This window comes from Halalkalibacterium halodurans, from assembly GCF_005671335.1.
Taxonomy (GTDB): domain Bacteria; phylum Bacillota; class Bacilli; order Bacillales; family Bacillaceae_D; genus Halalkalibacterium; species Halalkalibacterium halodurans.
In genome coordinates, this window is the sequence record NZ_CP040441.1 from 2807778 (window position 1) to 2824538 (window position 16761).

Below are 16761 nucleotides of genomic sequence, written 5' to 3' on the forward strand. Positions count from 1 at the left end.
TATAAGTTGAATTTATCTTTTACAATCGAATGCACAATCGATCAATAACTTTTCTAGGTGAGTCATTTAACTCACGAATAAAAGCTTGCACATTTCTTCGAATCTCTTTAACAGAGGAATAAAAAAGGTTATTAATTACGTCTGATTTGAGCCATTTCCATAACCCTTCAATGAGATTTAACTCAGGGCTGTAAGGTGGTAAAAAAACCAATTCTAAACGATGTTGGTGGTTACGCAAAAAAGGTTCAATCAGCTTCGCATGATGAATACGGGCATTATCTAACACCATGACAATCTTACCGGTCGGATAGTGTTTCAATACCTTTTGAAGAAAACGAAGAAACGCTTCGGCATCGTATCGTTCTTCTTCTACACAAAGCACATCTCCCGTTTCATAATTAAGTGTACCGATGAGTTTGACACCCTGGTGCTTTCCATAAGTCGGAATGATTCGTTGCTTGCCTTTTAAAAACCATGTGTATTGAAGAGCTTGGTAATCCCGAATCATCGACTCATCTTGAAAGAGAAGATGGTCAATCTCCTCATTTAAGAGTTTTTTTATAGGCAGGGAACGTCTCTTCCACAAACTCTTTTTGTTTCAACGGGTCAGCTTTTGCCAGCGTATAAGTCGGTTTGGTATAACTAAGGCCTAAATCGTGTAAAAGTCGAGAGACACCACGAAGAGTATACGGTTGGTTCCATTTTTTCTCGATAAATGAAGCAATGATCTTTAACGTCCAATTATACTTAGCTGGGAAGCCAACATCTACGGGAAGTTTGGTCGCAATCACTTGAGCCAATTCCTGTTCTTGTTCGGGTGTTAATTTGCGTGGCGCTCCAGGTGATTGTCCCATGGTTAAGCCATCTAGTCCCTTTTCTTTGTAGGCATTCACATAGTTATAGATAGTTTTTTCGGAACGCCCAATCATGGTTGTGATTTCTTTTTTAGAATAGCCTTGTAAATAAAAGTAAATCGCTTGATAACGTTCATACATTCGTTTATCTTTGGTCGTTTTCATCGCTGTAAGCAAGGTTTCGATTTCATGTTGACGTGAATGGGTCATCTCGTTCCTCTCCGTTCATTGGTAAGTGTTACCCTTATATTTCAACAGAGAGTAATTGTAATCCTTTAATTCAACTTATATATCATGAAAAAAGAGCCGTGTTGGCTCTTTTTGTTTATTTACGCTCTTCCCCGCCGCGGTCAAGCTTATCTTCAATTGTCCCTTCCATATAGACGTCCTCCACTTGTTCATGTGTGAGGTCATTCCCTGACATTTTTCCATTGGTTTGCTCTTTCATTGAAACTTGCTCATGCTGTTGATCTTCTTTACCCATGATCATTCCTCCATCCATTTTGTTAAAAAATAGTGTGTCACGTATCGGTTGTTCCATTCAATATGAGCAAACGTATATTTTTCCATTTCCTTGGCATCTGTACGACCCTTGGAAGATGTGCCGCATAAGATGGTATTACCTTCATAAGTTTCAACTTATGAGGGACGCCCATAATCATCCAGAGCATGCTGGGTGTTTTACCTCCTTATGAAAAAGAGCACCTCTTAATAAGCGGGTGCTCTTTTTATTGTAGACGCACCCTGAACGGCCTTTACAAAATTCAAAATGACTTTTAACTTTTCTTGACAATTTCTCAATATTTTCTTGATAGGATGATAGTAAAGCAATGTTCTAATTCAATTCAGGGGGGATCGGAGTGGAGCGATCACGTTCATGGATGGTACAAACCGATTGTACATTGTTTCAACTGCTTAATGGGAAACAAGAGGCCATTACGTTCAACCGCTGGATGTCGATGATTACTCATCTTGGTGGCGCGATCAGTACGATTTCTACCGTCGTTATCTTAAGCTTATTTTCAGCCGGGCTTATCCAACAAACAGCCTATGCCGCCGTAGCTTCATTGATTATCAGTCATTGTATTGTCTTTTTTTTAAAGCATATCGTCAGGCGTAATCGCCCATACCTTGTATTGCCGAGCGCCTTTGTGCCAAAAAAACCGTTAAAAGATCCTTCCTTTCCTTCTGGACATACGACGGCTATTTTCTCCGTTACGACACCGTTCATGATCTTATCCCCGCTCTTGATTATGATCTTGTTACCCCTTTCTTTCCTTGTCGGCTGGTCACGAATCCGTTTAGGGCTCCATTACCCTTCCGATGTCCTAATCGGAGCGATCATCGGTTTTATTTGCGGCTTGTTCTCATACCTTTTCTTTTCATCGACCGGAGCTGTGTGAGTAGAAATGAATGAGTGGGGGGATTTATGATGAGAATTGCTTTGTTCACCGATACGTATATACCACAAGTGAACGGTGTAGCACGAACGATGAAACGACTTGTGGATCATTTAGAAAAACGGCAAGTCGAATACGCTCTATACATGCCAGAAACGATCGAGAAGCTTGACCGCTTTGAGTCAAACATTCATACGTTCGCAAGTTTGCCGTTTTTTTTGTATCCAGAATGTCGCATTGCATTGCCGAACGTATTCAAGCTACGTCAGCAACTAACTTCATTCCAGCCTGATTTACTCCACATCGCCACCCCATTTAACGTCGGTCTGTCAGGGTTACAGCATGGAAAGAAATACGGAATTCCGATGGTCGGTTCCTATCACACCCATTTTGATCACTACCTTCATTATTACAAGCTACAGTTTATGAGCGCTTGGCTTTGGAAGTATGTGAAGTGGTTTCACCAACCTTTTGAAAGGACGTTTGTCCCATCAGTTGAAACGATGAGACACTTGCAAAAGCATGGGTTCCAACGGCTAGCCCTTTGGACACGTGGAGTGGATTGCGAACGATTCCACCCTAAGCAGCGACACCGCTCCTACGCCAGCAATTTATTGCCAAAAGACAAAGCAGTGCTCTTATATGTTGGCCGGCTTGCGCCGGAAAAGGATCTCGCTACATTGGTTGCTATCATGGCACAACTCCCACAGGAACTTAATGAAAAAATACAATGGATGATCGTTGGGGATGGGCCATCTTTGCCCGAAATGAAAAAACAATGCCCTACCAATGTGACGTTTACTGGTTATTTGAAAGGTGAGGAACTAGCGGCAGCCTATGCGAGCGCTGATCTGTTTGTCTTCCCGTCGGCAACCGAAACATTCGGCAATGTCGTACTTGAGTCTTTCGCTTCTGGTACCCCGGCTATTGTAGCAGACCGGGGCGGTGTAACCGAGATTGTCGAACATGGGAAGTCAGGAATGATCTGCAAAGCAGGAGACGTCCATTCATTCATTCAAGCAATCGAACATTTGCTCATGAACCGATCGAAGCGAGCGGAAATGGGCTATGAGGCGAGGCAGTATGCCTTGACCCAATCATGGGAGCGGATTTTTGACGATCTACTGGAGCAATATGAACAAGTGATCTTCCATCATAAAAAAAGACATTTGGCTTAAGGAAAGCGCTGACGACATGAAAATGCACGACTTCCGACCATTGGAGAAGCTATCATAACATGCAATAGTGAATAAGAGTGGCACCTACTGAACGACGGTGGGTGCCACTCTTATTTTTCGGCTCTACAATAAATGTTGGGGTTTTTGCACAAAAGAGGGCAAAAAAAATGCACGCAGGCTCCTTTATCCATTATCCTTGAATTGTCGAGAAACAAAGAAAGGATAGGAGCTGCGTGTACGATGAATTTTACCATGGATTTGCCCGGATTAAAAGGTGTGAAGGTCACAAAGATGGAGGAACGAGAGGGCTTTATCGCGCTCCATGTAGAAATGCCGCGAACGCCTCATCGTTGCCCATCCTGCGGGAAGAGAACCGAGAGAATCCATGATTACCGCATCCAAAAAGTTCAACATCTCAAGCTCTTTGAACGGTGGGTGTATCTATTCTATCGAAAGCGCCGGTACGCGTGCAGATGCGGGAAGCGGTTTGCGGAGAAAGCCTGTTTTGTAGAGCGATATCAGCGTCAGACAGTGGAATGGAATCAAGCGTTTCGCTTACGGCTCATTCAAGGGAAGAACTTTACGGACACAGCGAATCAATTCCAAACGTCCGTGACAACTGCCATGCGCCGGTTTGATCAATTGGCGGCACCGCTCGTGAAGAAGGTGGATCACCTTCCTCCTCGGATTGCGATTGATGATTACAAAGGGGATACGAATGCGGGGAAATATCAAGTGATCATTGCGGATGCAGATACACGGAAGCCACTGGATATCTTACCGGATCGTAAAGCCGATACGCTTAAACGATATCTTCAAGAGAAGGGTCATCATGTAAAAACGGTCGTGATGGATCTCAGTTATACCTTCAAGTCGGCTGTTCAAAAGGCCTTAGGCCACCCGCTCATCATTGGTGATCCGTTCCATTTCTGTCGTTACATCTACTGGGCTCTGGAAGGGGTTCGCCGCCGAGTGCAAAAAGCGTTCCATCCGTATCATCGAAAACGATGTAAACGGATCAAACATCTGTTTCAGAAAGAGAGAGAAAGACTGGATGATAAGCAAAAGAAGAAGATGGAGCGGTACTTAGAGCTATCCCCTGATTTAAGGGAAGCGTATGAGCTAAAAGAACATTTTCGTCGGTGGTATCAAGAAGCGAAGATGCAAGGAAGGGAAGGACGAATGAGCGAGGTGAAGCAAGGGCTCTACGCCTTTTACCGAAGAGTGGAGGCGAGCCCGTTAAAGGAGTTCCACCGAGCCATTCAGACGCTGAAGAACTGGCAGACCGAGATCTTGAATAGCTTCGCGTTTGGCTTAAACAACGGTTTTATTGAAGGACTGAATAATCAAACGAAGGTGATTAAGAGAAATGCCTTTGGTTTTCGGCGTTATGATCGCTTGCGAAACCGTATTCTCTTGCATCATCAATTCAAACATCAAACATTCGGGGTAGGATAAGAGGGGCTCGCCCTCCTATGCCACCCCAACATTTGACTAAGAACCTATTTTTCAGGTGTAGATTTTATATTATAGGGGTTGATTGTTTCAAAAAACACTCGCTTGCCGCGAGCAGCAAATGGCATTGTTCGATTATCTGATCCATCCATTTTAAAAGCAAATTTGGTGTAATGATAAAAAATAGAAGGATTGTGTATTATTTTAGAATCGCCTCCCATGAATCAACAGAAAAAGTTCAGTCATCAAAATAAAATGATCCGAATCTTTTTGATTACGTTTGGCTTATTTTTCTCTTAACCATTCTTTTTTAAAGGCAGGGACAAGATCTTCCTCCGCCGCTCGTACTAGTAATGATTCAACGGCTCGATAACCATCTTCCCCTAAGTCCTCGGTAAAAGTATTCACATAGAGATCGATATGTGACTTGGCCACTTCTTCAGCCATCTCTTGTGCATGGCTCATCACATATTCTTTCGAAGCGTCTGGGTGAGCCCAAGCATATTGAACAGATTGCTTAATCCAGCTTTGAATTGCTGAAACATCTAGTCCTCGCTTGGCAATAATCGCACCGAGCGGGATCGGAAGACCTGTATCTTCCTCCCACCAGCTTCCTAAGTCTTGAAGCATCGTCAGCCCGTATGCTTGATATGTAAACCTTGCTTCATGAATAACAAGACCGGCATCGACCGTTCCATTTCGCACAGCAGGCATAATTTCATGAAACGGCATGACGACAATTTTCCCTACTTGGCCGTCGAGCTGCTGCGCTACCCAAAGACGGAATAGCAAGTAGGCTGTCGACCGCTCACTAGGAACGGCAATCGTTTTTCCATTTAGAATGTTTGGATCGTCTCCCGTTTTCCCCTTCGTCAGTAATAAAGGCCCACAGCCTCTTCCTAAGGCTCCACCACATGGAATCAATGCGTAATCCTCTAAAACGTACGGCAAAGCGGCATAGGAGATTTTCATCACTTCCGGCCCTTTGCCTTCAGCAGCCAAATGATTTGTAATATCGATATCAGCGTAGGTGACATGTAGGGGTGGGGCCCCTTGAATATGCCCATGAACCCAAGCGTGAAAAACAAACGTATCGTTCGGGCATGGCGAAAAAGCAATGTTCACGTATAATCCCTCCATAAGACGCTTGAAACTTTTGTTAATAAACTGAGCGATTCTTTTAATTTCCAAGCCTCGCGATTTCTCGGACCTACCTCATTAGAAATCGAGCGAATCTCCAGAAACGGGACGCCGAATGCTTTCGCTGCAGTTCCCACACCAAAGCCCTCCATCGCTTCTGCCACGGCATCAGGATAACGCTTGATTAAACGACTCGCTGTCTGTTCTGTCCCCGTTACTGTTGCACGCGTTAAAATCGCTCCTTGATGTACAAATGGATAGGCAGCAAAAAGGGTACTCACCACTTGCTCCACCATCTCTTGATCGGGTCGTAAATAAATGGAGCCGAATCCGAGATCATCTAAAGGGAGAAAGCCATCGCTTGATTCGGCCCCTAAATCTGCTGCAATGAGCGCATCGGCGACAACGAGGGATTCGACGGCGGCCTTTTCTTTAAAACCACCAGCGATCCCCATACTTATGACAAGATCATAGTCCTTGCTTGCTAACGCTTTTGCTGTATATGCTGCAGCTGACATGGGACCGACCCCAATGGTCATAACATCCACTTGAGCATCACGACCAAGCCCAGCTTGGATAGCCTTTTGCTCGGCAGTCACCGAAGTGGCAATCAGCACCTTTTGTTGATTAAACATGGATATGTGCCAGCTCCTCCTTATGTATGTTGTGCCTTTTCTAGTGTAGCGAAAGTCCATGTTTTTTTCTAGCGACAAACCTTTTCCTCCACTCATACCTAATCCTCAAGACGTACACGTGCATAGACTAGAAATAGATTTAGCGTTACGTTGCCCCCTAACACATCAGAAAGAAGACGTACAGCATTGACCCAATGGAAGGAGGTGCCTTCATGGGATACTACTATGGCTATCCCCCTTTTCCACCCCCATATCGTGGTTATTGTCCTCCCTATGGAGGAGGCGGATTTGCTTTTGCGCTCATCGTTGTTCTCGTCATCCTGCTCATCATTCTTGGATGCGGCTGGTTTAAATAACAAAGAGCGCTCATTGCTGGGCGCTCTTTGTTTTGTTTTTTAGAAAACGGGAATCGTCATTGGTACGATGATTATAAAATACGGGGAACCAAGCCGAGCTTTTTTAGTCCGTTAGACACCCCATCACATTCTACACTAGTCGTCTGGTCATCAGCATAGGCAAGCAAGTCAGGATGAGCATTCCCCATCGCGATACCGACACCGACATACTTAAGCATTTCCTTATCATTCATCCCGTCACCAAAGGCCACTGCTTCTTCCTTTTCTATCCCTAAATAAGAAAGGGTTTGTTGGACAGCTATTCCCTTATTTGTCGTATCTCGAATCACGTCGTATGCATGAGCCTTCAGGTCGCCAACGTTGACTGAAGCTAGATGGATACCATTACATGCTTCATAAGCGGCAACATCCTCTCTGCTCACATTGAGTAAAGTCATCCCTAAAACTGGATCTTGCTTTTTCGGATCGTAAACCCGGTTATGCTTCAAATGAAAGATTCGGATAAATTGTTGCATGCAGCTCGTATCTATTCCTGTGAGCACATTCTCTTCGTTCGTATACATAACCACTTCATGGTTTCTTTCTCGTGAAATCGTCAATAGACGATCTAGCGTTTTCGGTTCAATTGGCTGCATCAAGATGTCCTTCCCATTATAAATCGCATATGCACCATTGTAGCCGATAAAGGAATGAACCTTTAATTGCTCTGCTAATTCAGAAATCTCGTGCAACGGTCTGCCTGTCGCAAGAAACACCTCCATTCCTTGCTCCTGAACATGGCGAATCGCGACCTTTGTTGACTCCTGCACGGTATCATCTGGTAAAAGGATCGTCCCATCGATATCTAAAAACAACACCTTGTATGGTCCCATTTGAAAATTCCACTCCTTTTAACTCAAAGCCTTCTCTCCTCTTTATTACTTTAACACACCTTTTGACAGTTGACGCTCCTTCCCCTGTTAAATCATGATGAAGACTTTGTTTCGTTCCATTTCAACAGTCCCGCACTTGCCTATCGTTCATGTCGGTGGTACGATTTCCATAGATTGCATGTTTATAAGTGTCCAAAGCCCACTAGTTTATTAGGATTTCGGATCAAGTTTTATAACGAAATATACTAAAATTAAAAGGAGGTGTATCAATCGTGTTAAAGTGGCTCCCTTTAGTTGCTAGAATGGTGTTAGGTAGTATTTTTCTCCTTGCAGGGTTCAACGGGCTTTTTGTTATCTTCGGTCTAGAACCGTTTATAGATACGAGCGAGGAAGCGATGGCCTTGTTTCAATTTGCTTATTTACTTGTGACCGTTAAAGCCTTGGAGGTCATTTGTGGTATTTTTCTGCTCATGAACCGATTCGTTCCTCTTTCACTCGCCGCCCTGTCTCCTATCACGGTAAACATTTTCTTACTTCATGTGTTTCTCGATCACTCATTGCTCCCGTTAGCTTTTCTTCTCATCCTTTGTCAAGGCTACCTTCTCTACATTTACAGACGAAATTTTTTCACATTGTTGGAAAAGAAACCGCTTTAAGCTTTAAACCGCCTCTGCCTGCTTGACATCGTTTCGTTGTTTATTCGGTTCAGGGAGAAATAAATTGCAGATAGCGGCTACAATCAAAATGACGATAGACATATACAGGGGTACCGTATAGCTGCCTGTCTGTTCATAAAGCAAGCCTGGCACATAAGCCCCTAATGCCGAACCAACTTGATGGCTAAGAAACAACCATCCGATCATTAGTCCGATGGAGTATCGTTTAAAATACTGTGTCGCAAGAAGCTGTGTCGGAGCAACCGTCGCAAAGTCAACGAGACCGAACAAGATAGCAAAACCTAACAATAGTAACGGGTCATGGCTATGCACTAAGATCACGAGCGATAAAGCACGTGCTACATAAAGGAGAAACAAAAATTTACGACTACTCCAACGATCAGCAATGACACCCGAAAGCAAGATTCCCACTATATTAAAACCAGCTAGTAAGCTAACCGCCGCACTCGTGACACTTGTTGAAAATCCGTGATCGTGTGACAACGGAATGAGATGGGTATCCATTAACCCTGTCGTCGTAAAGCCGCAAATGGCAAAAGGTAACACGAGAAACCAAAAGGGCCTCATACGAAAAACCGACCAATTGGAAAAAGTGGCACTGTTAGGGGAGGTGTTTGTTTCCTCCTCTTCTCGCACGCCTCCAATCGGTTCTACTTGTTTTTCTGATGGATGATTGCGCAACAACAGTAGAACGATCGGAAAAACGATGACCGCCAAAAAGAAGCCAAGTATAACAACGGTAGCCTTCCAATCAAGCCATTGGATCAACATGAGCGACCCAGGCACAAGAATCATTTGGCCGGCACCAAAGCCGGCTTCAATAATCCCGAAAGCAAGGCCTCGCTTTTTATTAAACCAGTTCGTAATCACAACAGTCGCGGCCACATTAGACGCCCCACCGACTCCAATAGAGACGACAACACCGTACAGAATAAATAGATGCCACGGCTGTGTTGCCATTGTCGTCAAAACGAAGCTAACACCAACGAGAAGTGTGCTACAGGACAGGATGAACCGGGCCCCTAACCGATCCACAAGCTTACCGATCAATGGCTGAGAGATCCCATAAACAATAAAGCTAAGTGTGGAAATAAGCGAAATGCTTCCACGATCCATCGAAAATTCAGTTTCCCAAGGCTGAACAAAAGCACCGAACGATAGGCGAACACCTTGGACAGCTAAAAACGTTAAAAAAGTTACCGCGACAATGATCCATCCATAATGTATTTTTCGTTTCATTGCATCTCCTTTTTCGATAACAATATATTTTGTGAAAATAACCCTTATCCTTTGATCTGATCATCAGATGATTACAAATGCACGATTTACCTTTTAAAAAATTCTCTGAACGTTTACTCGTAACCAATTAATAAATTTTCCTCCTCCTTTTACTATGAAACTGCAACCATCCTCTCTCTTTTCTACTTCTCATATGAGCTTTGGCCTCTTTCAGTTTATTCCAAATTATGTACACATTTATATTTACAGTTTATAATTATTTTATATATACAGATTTTCCTAGGGGGAACATCCATGACGTTAACCTACTTCTTAGATAAAGAAACGGATACGCCGATATATAAGCAGCTTTACGAATCGCTACGGAAGGATATATTGTCAGGAAAGCTAAAAACAGGCGCAAAGCTACCGTCGATTCGCCATTTCGCACAAACGTTAAATGTTAGTGTCATCACAGTACAAAATGCTTACCACCAGCTAGAGGCAGAAGGATACATTACGAGTCGAGATCGCAGCGGATATTACGTGGAAAATCTAGCAGGACTCACACTTTTAGAACGTCAAGATGCAAAGATCATCCACGCTCCGCATCATGATCAAGCATCGGAAGATCAGATCATCGATTTTAGCCCGTCCAACATTGATAACGCCCAGTTTCCCTTGTCCATTTGGCGTAAGTGTGTCAATGAGACCCTATTAAACCACGAAACACGCTTTAATCATCACGGAGCCAAATTAGGAGAATTGCCGTTAAGAGCTGCAGTGGCTGATTATGTGACAAAGTCTCGGATTTTGGATTGTACAGAGGAACAAGTTGTCATTTTTGAAGGCATCGAACATAGCATGAATATTCTGTCCCTTTTGTTCAAACAAATGGGAAAAACAGCCATTATGGAACAGCCGAGCTACAAAGTAATTGAAGATATTTTTTCCTTGCATCAATTACCGATTCAGCGGGTTCCATCACCTAAAGGGGTTTTATCATTAGAAGACCTGCAAGAACAAAAAAATGGTGTTCTCTATTTGACACCGTCTCACCAATACCCTTACGGAAGCTTTCTGTCGATTCAAGAGCGGATCAAAATTATTAATTGGGCGCAAAACTCAGAGAGCTATGTCATTGAGGACGATTACGATGGTGAATTCCGTTATGACATCGACCCTGTTCCGTCGTTACAAGGACTATCGAAAAACCATGTCATTTATATCGGAACATTTTCTAAGACGCTCTCTCCTGCAATACGAGTAAGCTATGCGATTTTGCCTCCAGAGTTGATGAAGCGCTATCAAGAGGTATGTTCCATGTTCCCTTCGCCTGTCAGTGTCCATCTTCAGTTGGCATTGGCGAAATTTATGGAGGATGGTCACTATGAGCGGCATATTCGCCGGATGCGTAAGTATTATAAGGAAAAACAGGACTTTCTTATCGCAACCATTCAAGAAGTGATGGGTGATCATGCAGCCCTTCATGGGACAACAGCTGGACTCCATCTCGTATTGGAACTAAAAAATAACTCTCGGCCGTACAAACAGTTGTTAGCAGCAGCAAGGGCTCACGGGGTGAACATTTACCCTGTTAAGGATGTAACGCCTAATCCTTACTTCATTTTAGGATTTAGCGGCCTGCCAAGAGAAAAAATTACGGAGGGAATCCGGCGTTTGCATAAGGCTTGGATAGAATGATTTCTACAAGTGCTGCTGATCAAAGTAAGGAACGAGCGTAATCGTCACTTACCGTTCGCCAAAGAGGGTCTGAAACTCCCAACCACAATAAAATCCCTTACCGTTTTTTGACCACTGTAAGGGATCTTTTAGAATTAGCAGATAATCAGTAAGAAAACAGATTCGCTTTCGATCGGCGAATCTGTTTTTATCATGCTTAACGAGGAGAATCTTCGGTAATGGCGCGAAAAAACTTTCGTCTGGCTAGGCTAAAAAACTCCCTCCATCGTCTTAATTCAAGTCCGAGCGGATCGTTTGTATAGAAAAACAGCTGCCCCGATGTACATAGGGACAGCTGCTCGTTTCCTATTATCGTTGTTCTAATCGAGCAATACGATCATCTAAATCAGGATGGGTGGAAAACAGCTTCATGACGCCACCTCTACCACTAATTTTCATCGTTTGCACCGCTGAGTCATCCGTGCCATCGTTCAGCTTCGTTCGGTCCAAATAAGCTTTTAATGAACGGAGCGCATGAGCCATTTTATCACGCCCAGCTAAATCAGCTCCACCTCGGTCAGCATGATACTCTCGGTAACGAGAGAATGCACTTACGACAATACTTCCGAGAATAGAGAACAAAATTTGGAACACGATGATCGCCGCAAACTGTACGATCCATTGCAACTCGGAACGAACAAAGCGCGACACAATGATGGCAGCAACTCTTGAGAGGAAGACGACAAACGTGTTGACAACTCCTTGGAGCAATGTCATGGTTACCATATCTCCATTGGAAATATGGGCAACCTCGTGGGCAATAACCCCTTCGACCGCGTCATCATCCATTGCATCCAACAATCCAGATGAAACCGCCACAAGCGAACGTTTTTTCGAAGGGCCTGTCGCAAATGCATTCACTTCGGCTGATTGATAGATCCCTACCTCTGGCATGTGCATAAGTCCAGCTGCACGAGACAAGCGATGAACCTTTTCAACGACAAAACGTTCCCGCTCGGTTAACGGGCCATTTGGATCTAGCACTTTGACGTTCATCATTTTCTTTGCCATCCAACGTGACATCGCAAGGGAGATGAAGGCCCCTGTGAAACCAACGATTAAACTAAAGACCATGAGCGACGCATAGTCAATCCCTAAGCCAGGGCCACCAGTTTCAAACGAGCCTCCAAAGTTCGTAAACCTCGAGATGATCGACCAGACAATGACGATCGTTGTCATGACTAGAACGTTCGTTAAAAGAAAAAATAAAATACGCTTCCCCATTCGTAAACCTCCATTTTCATGTTGTCCTAGTATATTTTAACACGATTCAATGAATATACCAGATATTATTTTAGATTATGGGCAGGAACGGTGACGCTAACGATTAACGATACTATATACATAAAAGGATTATTCGTCCTCAAGCGATTTGTTATAAATTCTCCTTTTTTTTGAGCGCTATTTTTTACGATCCCGTGTCTAAAGCATAAAACTGTTATGATAAACTGAACATGTTCGTAAGTATCTTATCACAGGACGGGAGTGTAAAAGATGAAGATTGCAACCGTTGGTACTGGCCCGATTGTTGAAGCGTTCCTATCGGCATTGGATGAGATCGATGGCCCGATGTGTGTCGCCATGTATTCGCGTAAAGAAACGACAGCGAAACCATTAGCAGATCAATATAACATCCCCACCATTTATACCGATTTTGACCACATGCTTGCCGACCCTAATGTGGAGGTTGTCTATGTAGCTTCCCCTAACAGCTTACATTATCAGCATGCCCTCCAAGCATTAGAGCATCGGAAGCATGTGATTTGTGAGAAGCCGTTTACATCAACTGCACGGGAATTAGAGCATTTGATATCCGTTGCAAGGAAAAACGAGTTAATGTTGTTTGAAGCGATCACAACGATTCATTTACCAAACTACCAATTAATCAAAGAAAACATTCATAAGCTTGGCTCAATTAAAATGATTCAATGCAACTATAGCCAATACTCAAGCAGGTACGACCGTTTTCTAAGCGGAGAAACACCGAATGTGTTCAACCCAGCCTTTTCCGGTGGCGCTCTCATGGACATTAACGTATACAATATTCATTTCGTTATGAACTTGTTAGGCCCTCCTGAGGCGGCTCACTATATTGCAAATCAGCATGCCAATGGCATCGATACGTCAGGCGTGCTCGTTTTAAAGTATCCACATTTTATTAGTGAGTGCGTCGGGTGTAAGGACACGCAGAGTATGAATTTTGTCCTCATCCAAGGAGAAAAAGGATATATCCATGTCGAAAACGGGGCGAACGGTTGCCGCAACGTCAAAATCTACCTTGACGATCAAACCTCCGAATTAAACGCTCAAACAAACGACAATCTTTTATACTATGAAACGCGTACATTTTACGAGATGTATCAAGCAAAAAATTTCGAAAAGTGCTATGAACTACTGACATACAGCCATTCTGTCATGCGTGTGATGGAACACGCTAGGAGAGAAGCAGGGATTGAATTTCCAGCAGATTCTCGAGAACGATAACCGTTTAAGCTTGGAAGGGTCCCCCTTCTAAGCTTATTCGGAATAAAACCACGTAATCTCTGGGGGGATATCCCCTTCTGGCAACAAGTAAACAACTATAAAAAAGACACAAATCAACAATCCAAAACAAATCAGCCAGAGCGAAAGAATTGGTTTTTCTGTTTTAATCAATCCATACACTCCGCACGATAGGCTACCAATGCCAAGAAATAGCTCAAAAAAAGCGATGGGATAAACGGAATAGTGATCGATGATAAAAATTCGTACAAAGTTACCAACTGTAAGTAACAGTACAAATAGAAGCTGAAAAACAATCCCTAGTCGTAAAACCTTCAACGCCAATCCTCCTTTGAGTATGTATCCTTAATCTACCATTCTCCGTAAAACATTCGTCTTTCCAATAGGGCAACAATTAAGGTGGTGATCACATTGACGACCACGATGGTAACAAGAAGAGCGCGTGGCCACTTCGCGTGTTTTTTTGAAAAATGATAAACGATCGGCACTTCAACCAACAATGTCAACATTAAGTATCCTAGCAAAACGATGTAATACGGGCCTGATTCAAAGGCACCGTTCCACGCTTCGCCCCACCCGTCGTAAAAGATTTGTAGCTGTAGCGCTCGCGATATGTATGGCAGCAAAAAAGAGGCTAGATTCGCACCTATGATCAATAAGACCATTTTTAGCTTAAGCCCAAGTCCCTTGTTGAGAGTGGCAAACAAGAGAATGCCTGCGATTTCAATACTAAGCGTTAAACTAACCGCAACAGGTAGCCATTCTTTCGGGCTGGACGTCAGCCATTGCCAAGATGAATTGGCAAAAACCGTTGTTGGCAAACACATCATAAACAATACAGAGAAGAATGTAACCTTTAAAAAAATCTTGTTCACACGATTTCCTCCACCTTGGTTTTCTATATTATTCCACACCTACTAACTTTATCATGAACTAATCTTATCACAAACCTGTTTTTAGGGCTTGTCATAAAAAAAGCTCCTACCATACGAGGCAGGAGTCTTCTACTGTTTCTATGCACTTTCATTTAAACGCTCAATGATTTGTTTCGCGTGTTTGGGTCGTTTCGTAAAAAGACTAATCACAACTGTAATTGTTGTTGCCACGATAAATCCAGGAACGGCTTCGTACGTAATCCCGAAAAAATAAGTGTTTAAAAGCTCTTTTACATCTGGTAAAAAAGCATACGTCCATTGCGGCTGCTGCTTCACTAGGATAACCGTTAAAAGCCCTGCAATCATCCCCCATAAAACTCCTTGTCTCGTGACACCTTTCCAGTAAAACGACAGAAGAAGAGCCGGACCAAAGCAGGCACCTAATCCACCGAAAGCAAACAAGACCATCCAGAAGACAAATTCTTGAGCAGTAAATGCGAGAATAAGAGATAGCCCCATGAATACAACCGTTGTTAACCGGCTGAGACGAACGAGTTTTTTCTGGGAAAGTTTTCGATTTCGGCGAAACATTTTTTGATAAATATCACGGACAAAGGCACTAGAGCCTACAAGTAACTGACTATCCGCACTTGACATAATGGCCGCTAATACAGCAACGAGTAAAAACCCAAAGAATAGCGGGTGCAAAATTTCCGATCCTAACGTGAGAAACACTTGCTCCTGATCTCCATTTGGAAGCAGACTAACGTCAGGAAAGTAGGCACGTCCTGCAAGTCCAATCATGACAGCTCCCCACCCCATGAGCACATTCCAAACCGAACTAATCAAAGCCGCTTGTCTCATTTCCTTCACATTTTTAAGTGACATATATCGAACAAGAATATGAGGGTTCCCTGGGCTACCAAACCCAATCCCGAGTAGACCAATCACCGCACCAAAGCCAAAGGCAAACGGACTAGTGAATCCACCACCTTCCGTATGCATCACTTGCAAAAGCGGATCAAACCCACCTAAACCGATGATAGCAACTACAGGAAGTATGACGAGAGAGACAAACATAAAGCCCGCTTGAACGACGTCTGTTTTACTCACCGCATGAAAGCCACCAAGCATCGTATAGGCGAGTAAAATAACGGCTGTCACCCACATTCCGGTAGATGATGATACGCCCATGCTTGTCGCGAACGCTCCGCCACCTGCCACGAGCTGGCTTGCCACATAGGCAATCATAAAAAACATAATAATGAACGCACTGACCCCTCGAAGAATATGAGTTTTATCATTGAATCGGGTTTCTAAAATATCAGGTATCGTAATACTCCCTGTCTGTTCACTATAGGCTCTAAACCTTCTAGCTACATAAAAAAACAAAAATACTTCCACAGCAATGTAACCAGCCACTGCCCAAACGGCATCAAGCCCCGTAGCATAAGCTGTTCCCGTCACCCCAAGAACGAGCCAAGCGCTACGACCGGAACTGACAGCAGATAATGCGACCGTCCATTTATTCAAGTTACGTCCAGCGAGAAAAAAGTCAGTCATTCCTACGGAGCTTTTCTTTGAACTCAGAAGCCCAATCAGTAAAAGAGCGACTAAATATGCGATTAAAATCGCAACAGCGAGCGGTTCTACCATGTTCACTAAGAAACATCCCCTTTTCTGTTGCCATCGTTAGAAAGCGAACGGGCTCGGATCTCCTGTTTCAATGAAGCGATCTCCTCCTTAATTCCTGTGTGCACATAACAAAGAAGTGCGACAGCTAGTATTGACAGTGGCAAACCAATAAGGGCGAAAAAGATATCAACGTTCATCAGCAACCTCCTTTTGCTTTTACT

18 protein-coding genes are annotated in these 16761 nt (G+C 43.5%); 7 read left to right on the forward strand and 11 right to left on the reverse strand.

Annotated elements, in window-relative coordinates:
• Positions 1-19: 19 nt before the first annotated feature.
• A protein-coding gene (locus FED51_RS13585) for an IS630 family transposase (RefSeq protein ID WP_138090594.1) occupies positions 20-1064 on the reverse strand; the annotation gives its coding sequence in 2 pieces (ribosomal slippage) (positions 20-565 and positions 567-1064; 1044 coding nt in all).
• A 115-nt stretch (positions 1065-1179) separates the two neighbouring features.
• Positions 1180-1338, reverse strand: coding sequence for a YozQ family protein (locus tag FED51_RS13590; RefSeq protein WP_010898835.1), 159 nt, complete (start codon positions 1336-1338; stop codon positions 1180-1182).
• A gap of 376 nt (positions 1339-1714) precedes the next feature.
• Here FED51_RS13590 and FED51_RS13595 point away from each other — a divergent pair, with 376 nt between their 5' ends.
• The 3 genes from FED51_RS13595 to FED51_RS13605 all read left to right on the forward strand — a co-directional run bounded on the left by FED51_RS13595 (position 1715) and on the right by FED51_RS13605 (position 4890).
• Entirely contained in the window at positions 1715-2257 is a 543-nt protein-coding gene (locus FED51_RS13595; protein ID WP_138090596.1) for a phosphatase PAP2 family protein, read from the forward strand.
• Positions 2258-2283: 26 nt separating this feature from the next.
• Complete coding sequence (locus FED51_RS13600; RefSeq protein ID WP_338035664.1) at positions 2284-3432, forward strand: glycosyltransferase family 4 protein; 1149 nt, start codon at positions 2284-2286, stop codon at positions 3430-3432.
• Between the two features lie 240 nt (positions 3433-3672).
• Entirely contained in the window at positions 3673-4890 is a 1218-nt protein-coding gene (locus FED51_RS13605) for an ISL3-like element IS651 family transposase (protein WP_138090598.1), read from the forward strand.
• A 282-nt stretch (positions 4891-5172) separates the two neighbouring features.
• Here the strand turns inward: FED51_RS13605 and FED51_RS13610 are convergent, their stop codons facing one another.
• Positions 5173-6012, reverse strand: coding sequence for a 1,4-dihydroxy-6-naphtoate synthase (locus tag FED51_RS13610; RefSeq protein WP_138090600.1), 840 nt, complete (start codon positions 6010-6012; stop codon positions 5173-5175).
• Positions 6009-6662, reverse strand: coding sequence for a futalosine hydrolase (locus tag FED51_RS13615; RefSeq protein ID WP_233443834.1), 654 nt, complete (start codon positions 6660-6662; stop codon positions 6009-6011). Before FED51_RS13615 ends, FED51_RS13610 begins: the two co-directional genes overlap by 4 nt.
• A gap of 212 nt (positions 6663-6874) precedes the next feature.
• Between FED51_RS13615 and yjcZ the strand changes: the two genes are divergently transcribed.
• The gene (gene yjcZ, locus FED51_RS13620; RefSeq protein ID WP_010898840.1) at positions 6875-7018 is read left to right on the forward strand and encodes a sporulation protein YjcZ; all 144 of its coding nucleotides are present in this window, start codon (positions 6875-6877) and stop codon (positions 7016-7018) included.
• 71 nt (positions 7019-7089) lie between these two features.
• Here yjcZ and FED51_RS13625 read toward each other — a convergent pair whose 3' ends face one another.
• Positions 7090-7890: an HAD family hydrolase gene (locus FED51_RS13625; protein ID WP_010898841.1), complete on the reverse strand. Its 801-nt coding sequence runs from the start codon at positions 7888-7890 to the stop codon at positions 7090-7092.
• A 272-nt stretch (positions 7891-8162) separates the two neighbouring features.
• Between FED51_RS13625 and FED51_RS13630 the strand changes: the two genes are divergently transcribed.
• The gene (locus tag FED51_RS13630) at positions 8163-8546 is read left to right on the forward strand and encodes a DoxX family membrane protein (protein ID WP_053430833.1); all 384 of its coding nucleotides are present in this window, start codon (positions 8163-8165) and stop codon (positions 8544-8546) included.
• Positions 8547-8549: 3 nt separating this feature from the next.
• Here FED51_RS13630 and FED51_RS13635 read toward each other — a convergent pair whose 3' ends face one another.
• Positions 8550-9806, reverse strand: coding sequence for an MFS transporter (locus FED51_RS13635; RefSeq protein ID WP_053430832.1), 1257 nt, complete (start codon positions 9804-9806; stop codon positions 8550-8552).
• Positions 9807-10100: 294 nt separating this feature from the next.
• Here FED51_RS13635 and pdxR point away from each other — a divergent pair, with 294 nt between their 5' ends.
• Entirely contained in the window at positions 10101-11489 is a 1389-nt protein-coding gene (pdxR, locus tag FED51_RS13640; protein ID WP_010898844.1) for a MocR-like pyridoxine biosynthesis transcription factor PdxR, read from the forward strand.
• A gap of 348 nt (positions 11490-11837) precedes the next feature.
• Here pdxR and htpX read toward each other — a convergent pair whose 3' ends face one another.
• Positions 11838-12752: a protease HtpX gene (htpX, locus tag FED51_RS13645; RefSeq protein ID WP_053430831.1), complete on the reverse strand. Its 915-nt coding sequence runs from the start codon at positions 12750-12752 to the stop codon at positions 11838-11840.
• Positions 12753-13022: 270 nt separating this feature from the next.
• Here htpX and FED51_RS13650 point away from each other — a divergent pair, with 270 nt between their 5' ends.
• A complete protein-coding gene (locus FED51_RS13650) occupies positions 13023-14012 on the forward strand; it encodes a Gfo/Idh/MocA family protein (RefSeq protein ID WP_138090602.1) in 990 nt (329 codons plus the stop codon).
• Positions 14013-14045: 33 nt separating this feature from the next.
• Here the strand turns inward: FED51_RS13650 and FED51_RS13655 are convergent, their stop codons facing one another.
• The 4 genes from FED51_RS13655 to FED51_RS21150 all read right to left on the reverse strand — a co-directional run bounded on the left by FED51_RS13655 (position 14046) and on the right by FED51_RS21150 (position 16737).
• The gene (locus tag FED51_RS13655; RefSeq protein ID WP_138090604.1) at positions 14046-14348 is read right to left on the reverse strand and encodes a hypothetical protein; all 303 of its coding nucleotides are present in this window, start codon (positions 14346-14348) and stop codon (positions 14046-14048) included.
• 32 nt (positions 14349-14380) lie between these two features.
• The gene (locus FED51_RS13660; protein ID WP_053430829.1) at positions 14381-14905 is read right to left on the reverse strand and encodes a hypothetical protein; all 525 of its coding nucleotides are present in this window, start codon (positions 14903-14905) and stop codon (positions 14381-14383) included.
• A gap of 138 nt (positions 14906-15043) precedes the next feature.
• Positions 15044-16561, reverse strand: a complete 1518-nt coding sequence (locus tag FED51_RS13665; RefSeq protein WP_053431951.1) for a sodium/proline symporter — start codon at positions 16559-16561, stop codon at positions 15044-15046.
• Between the two features lie 5 nt (positions 16562-16566).
• Complete coding sequence (locus tag FED51_RS21150) at positions 16567-16737, reverse strand: hypothetical protein (RefSeq protein WP_166740032.1); 171 nt, start codon at positions 16735-16737, stop codon at positions 16567-16569.
• Positions 16738-16761 lie beyond the last annotated feature (24 nt).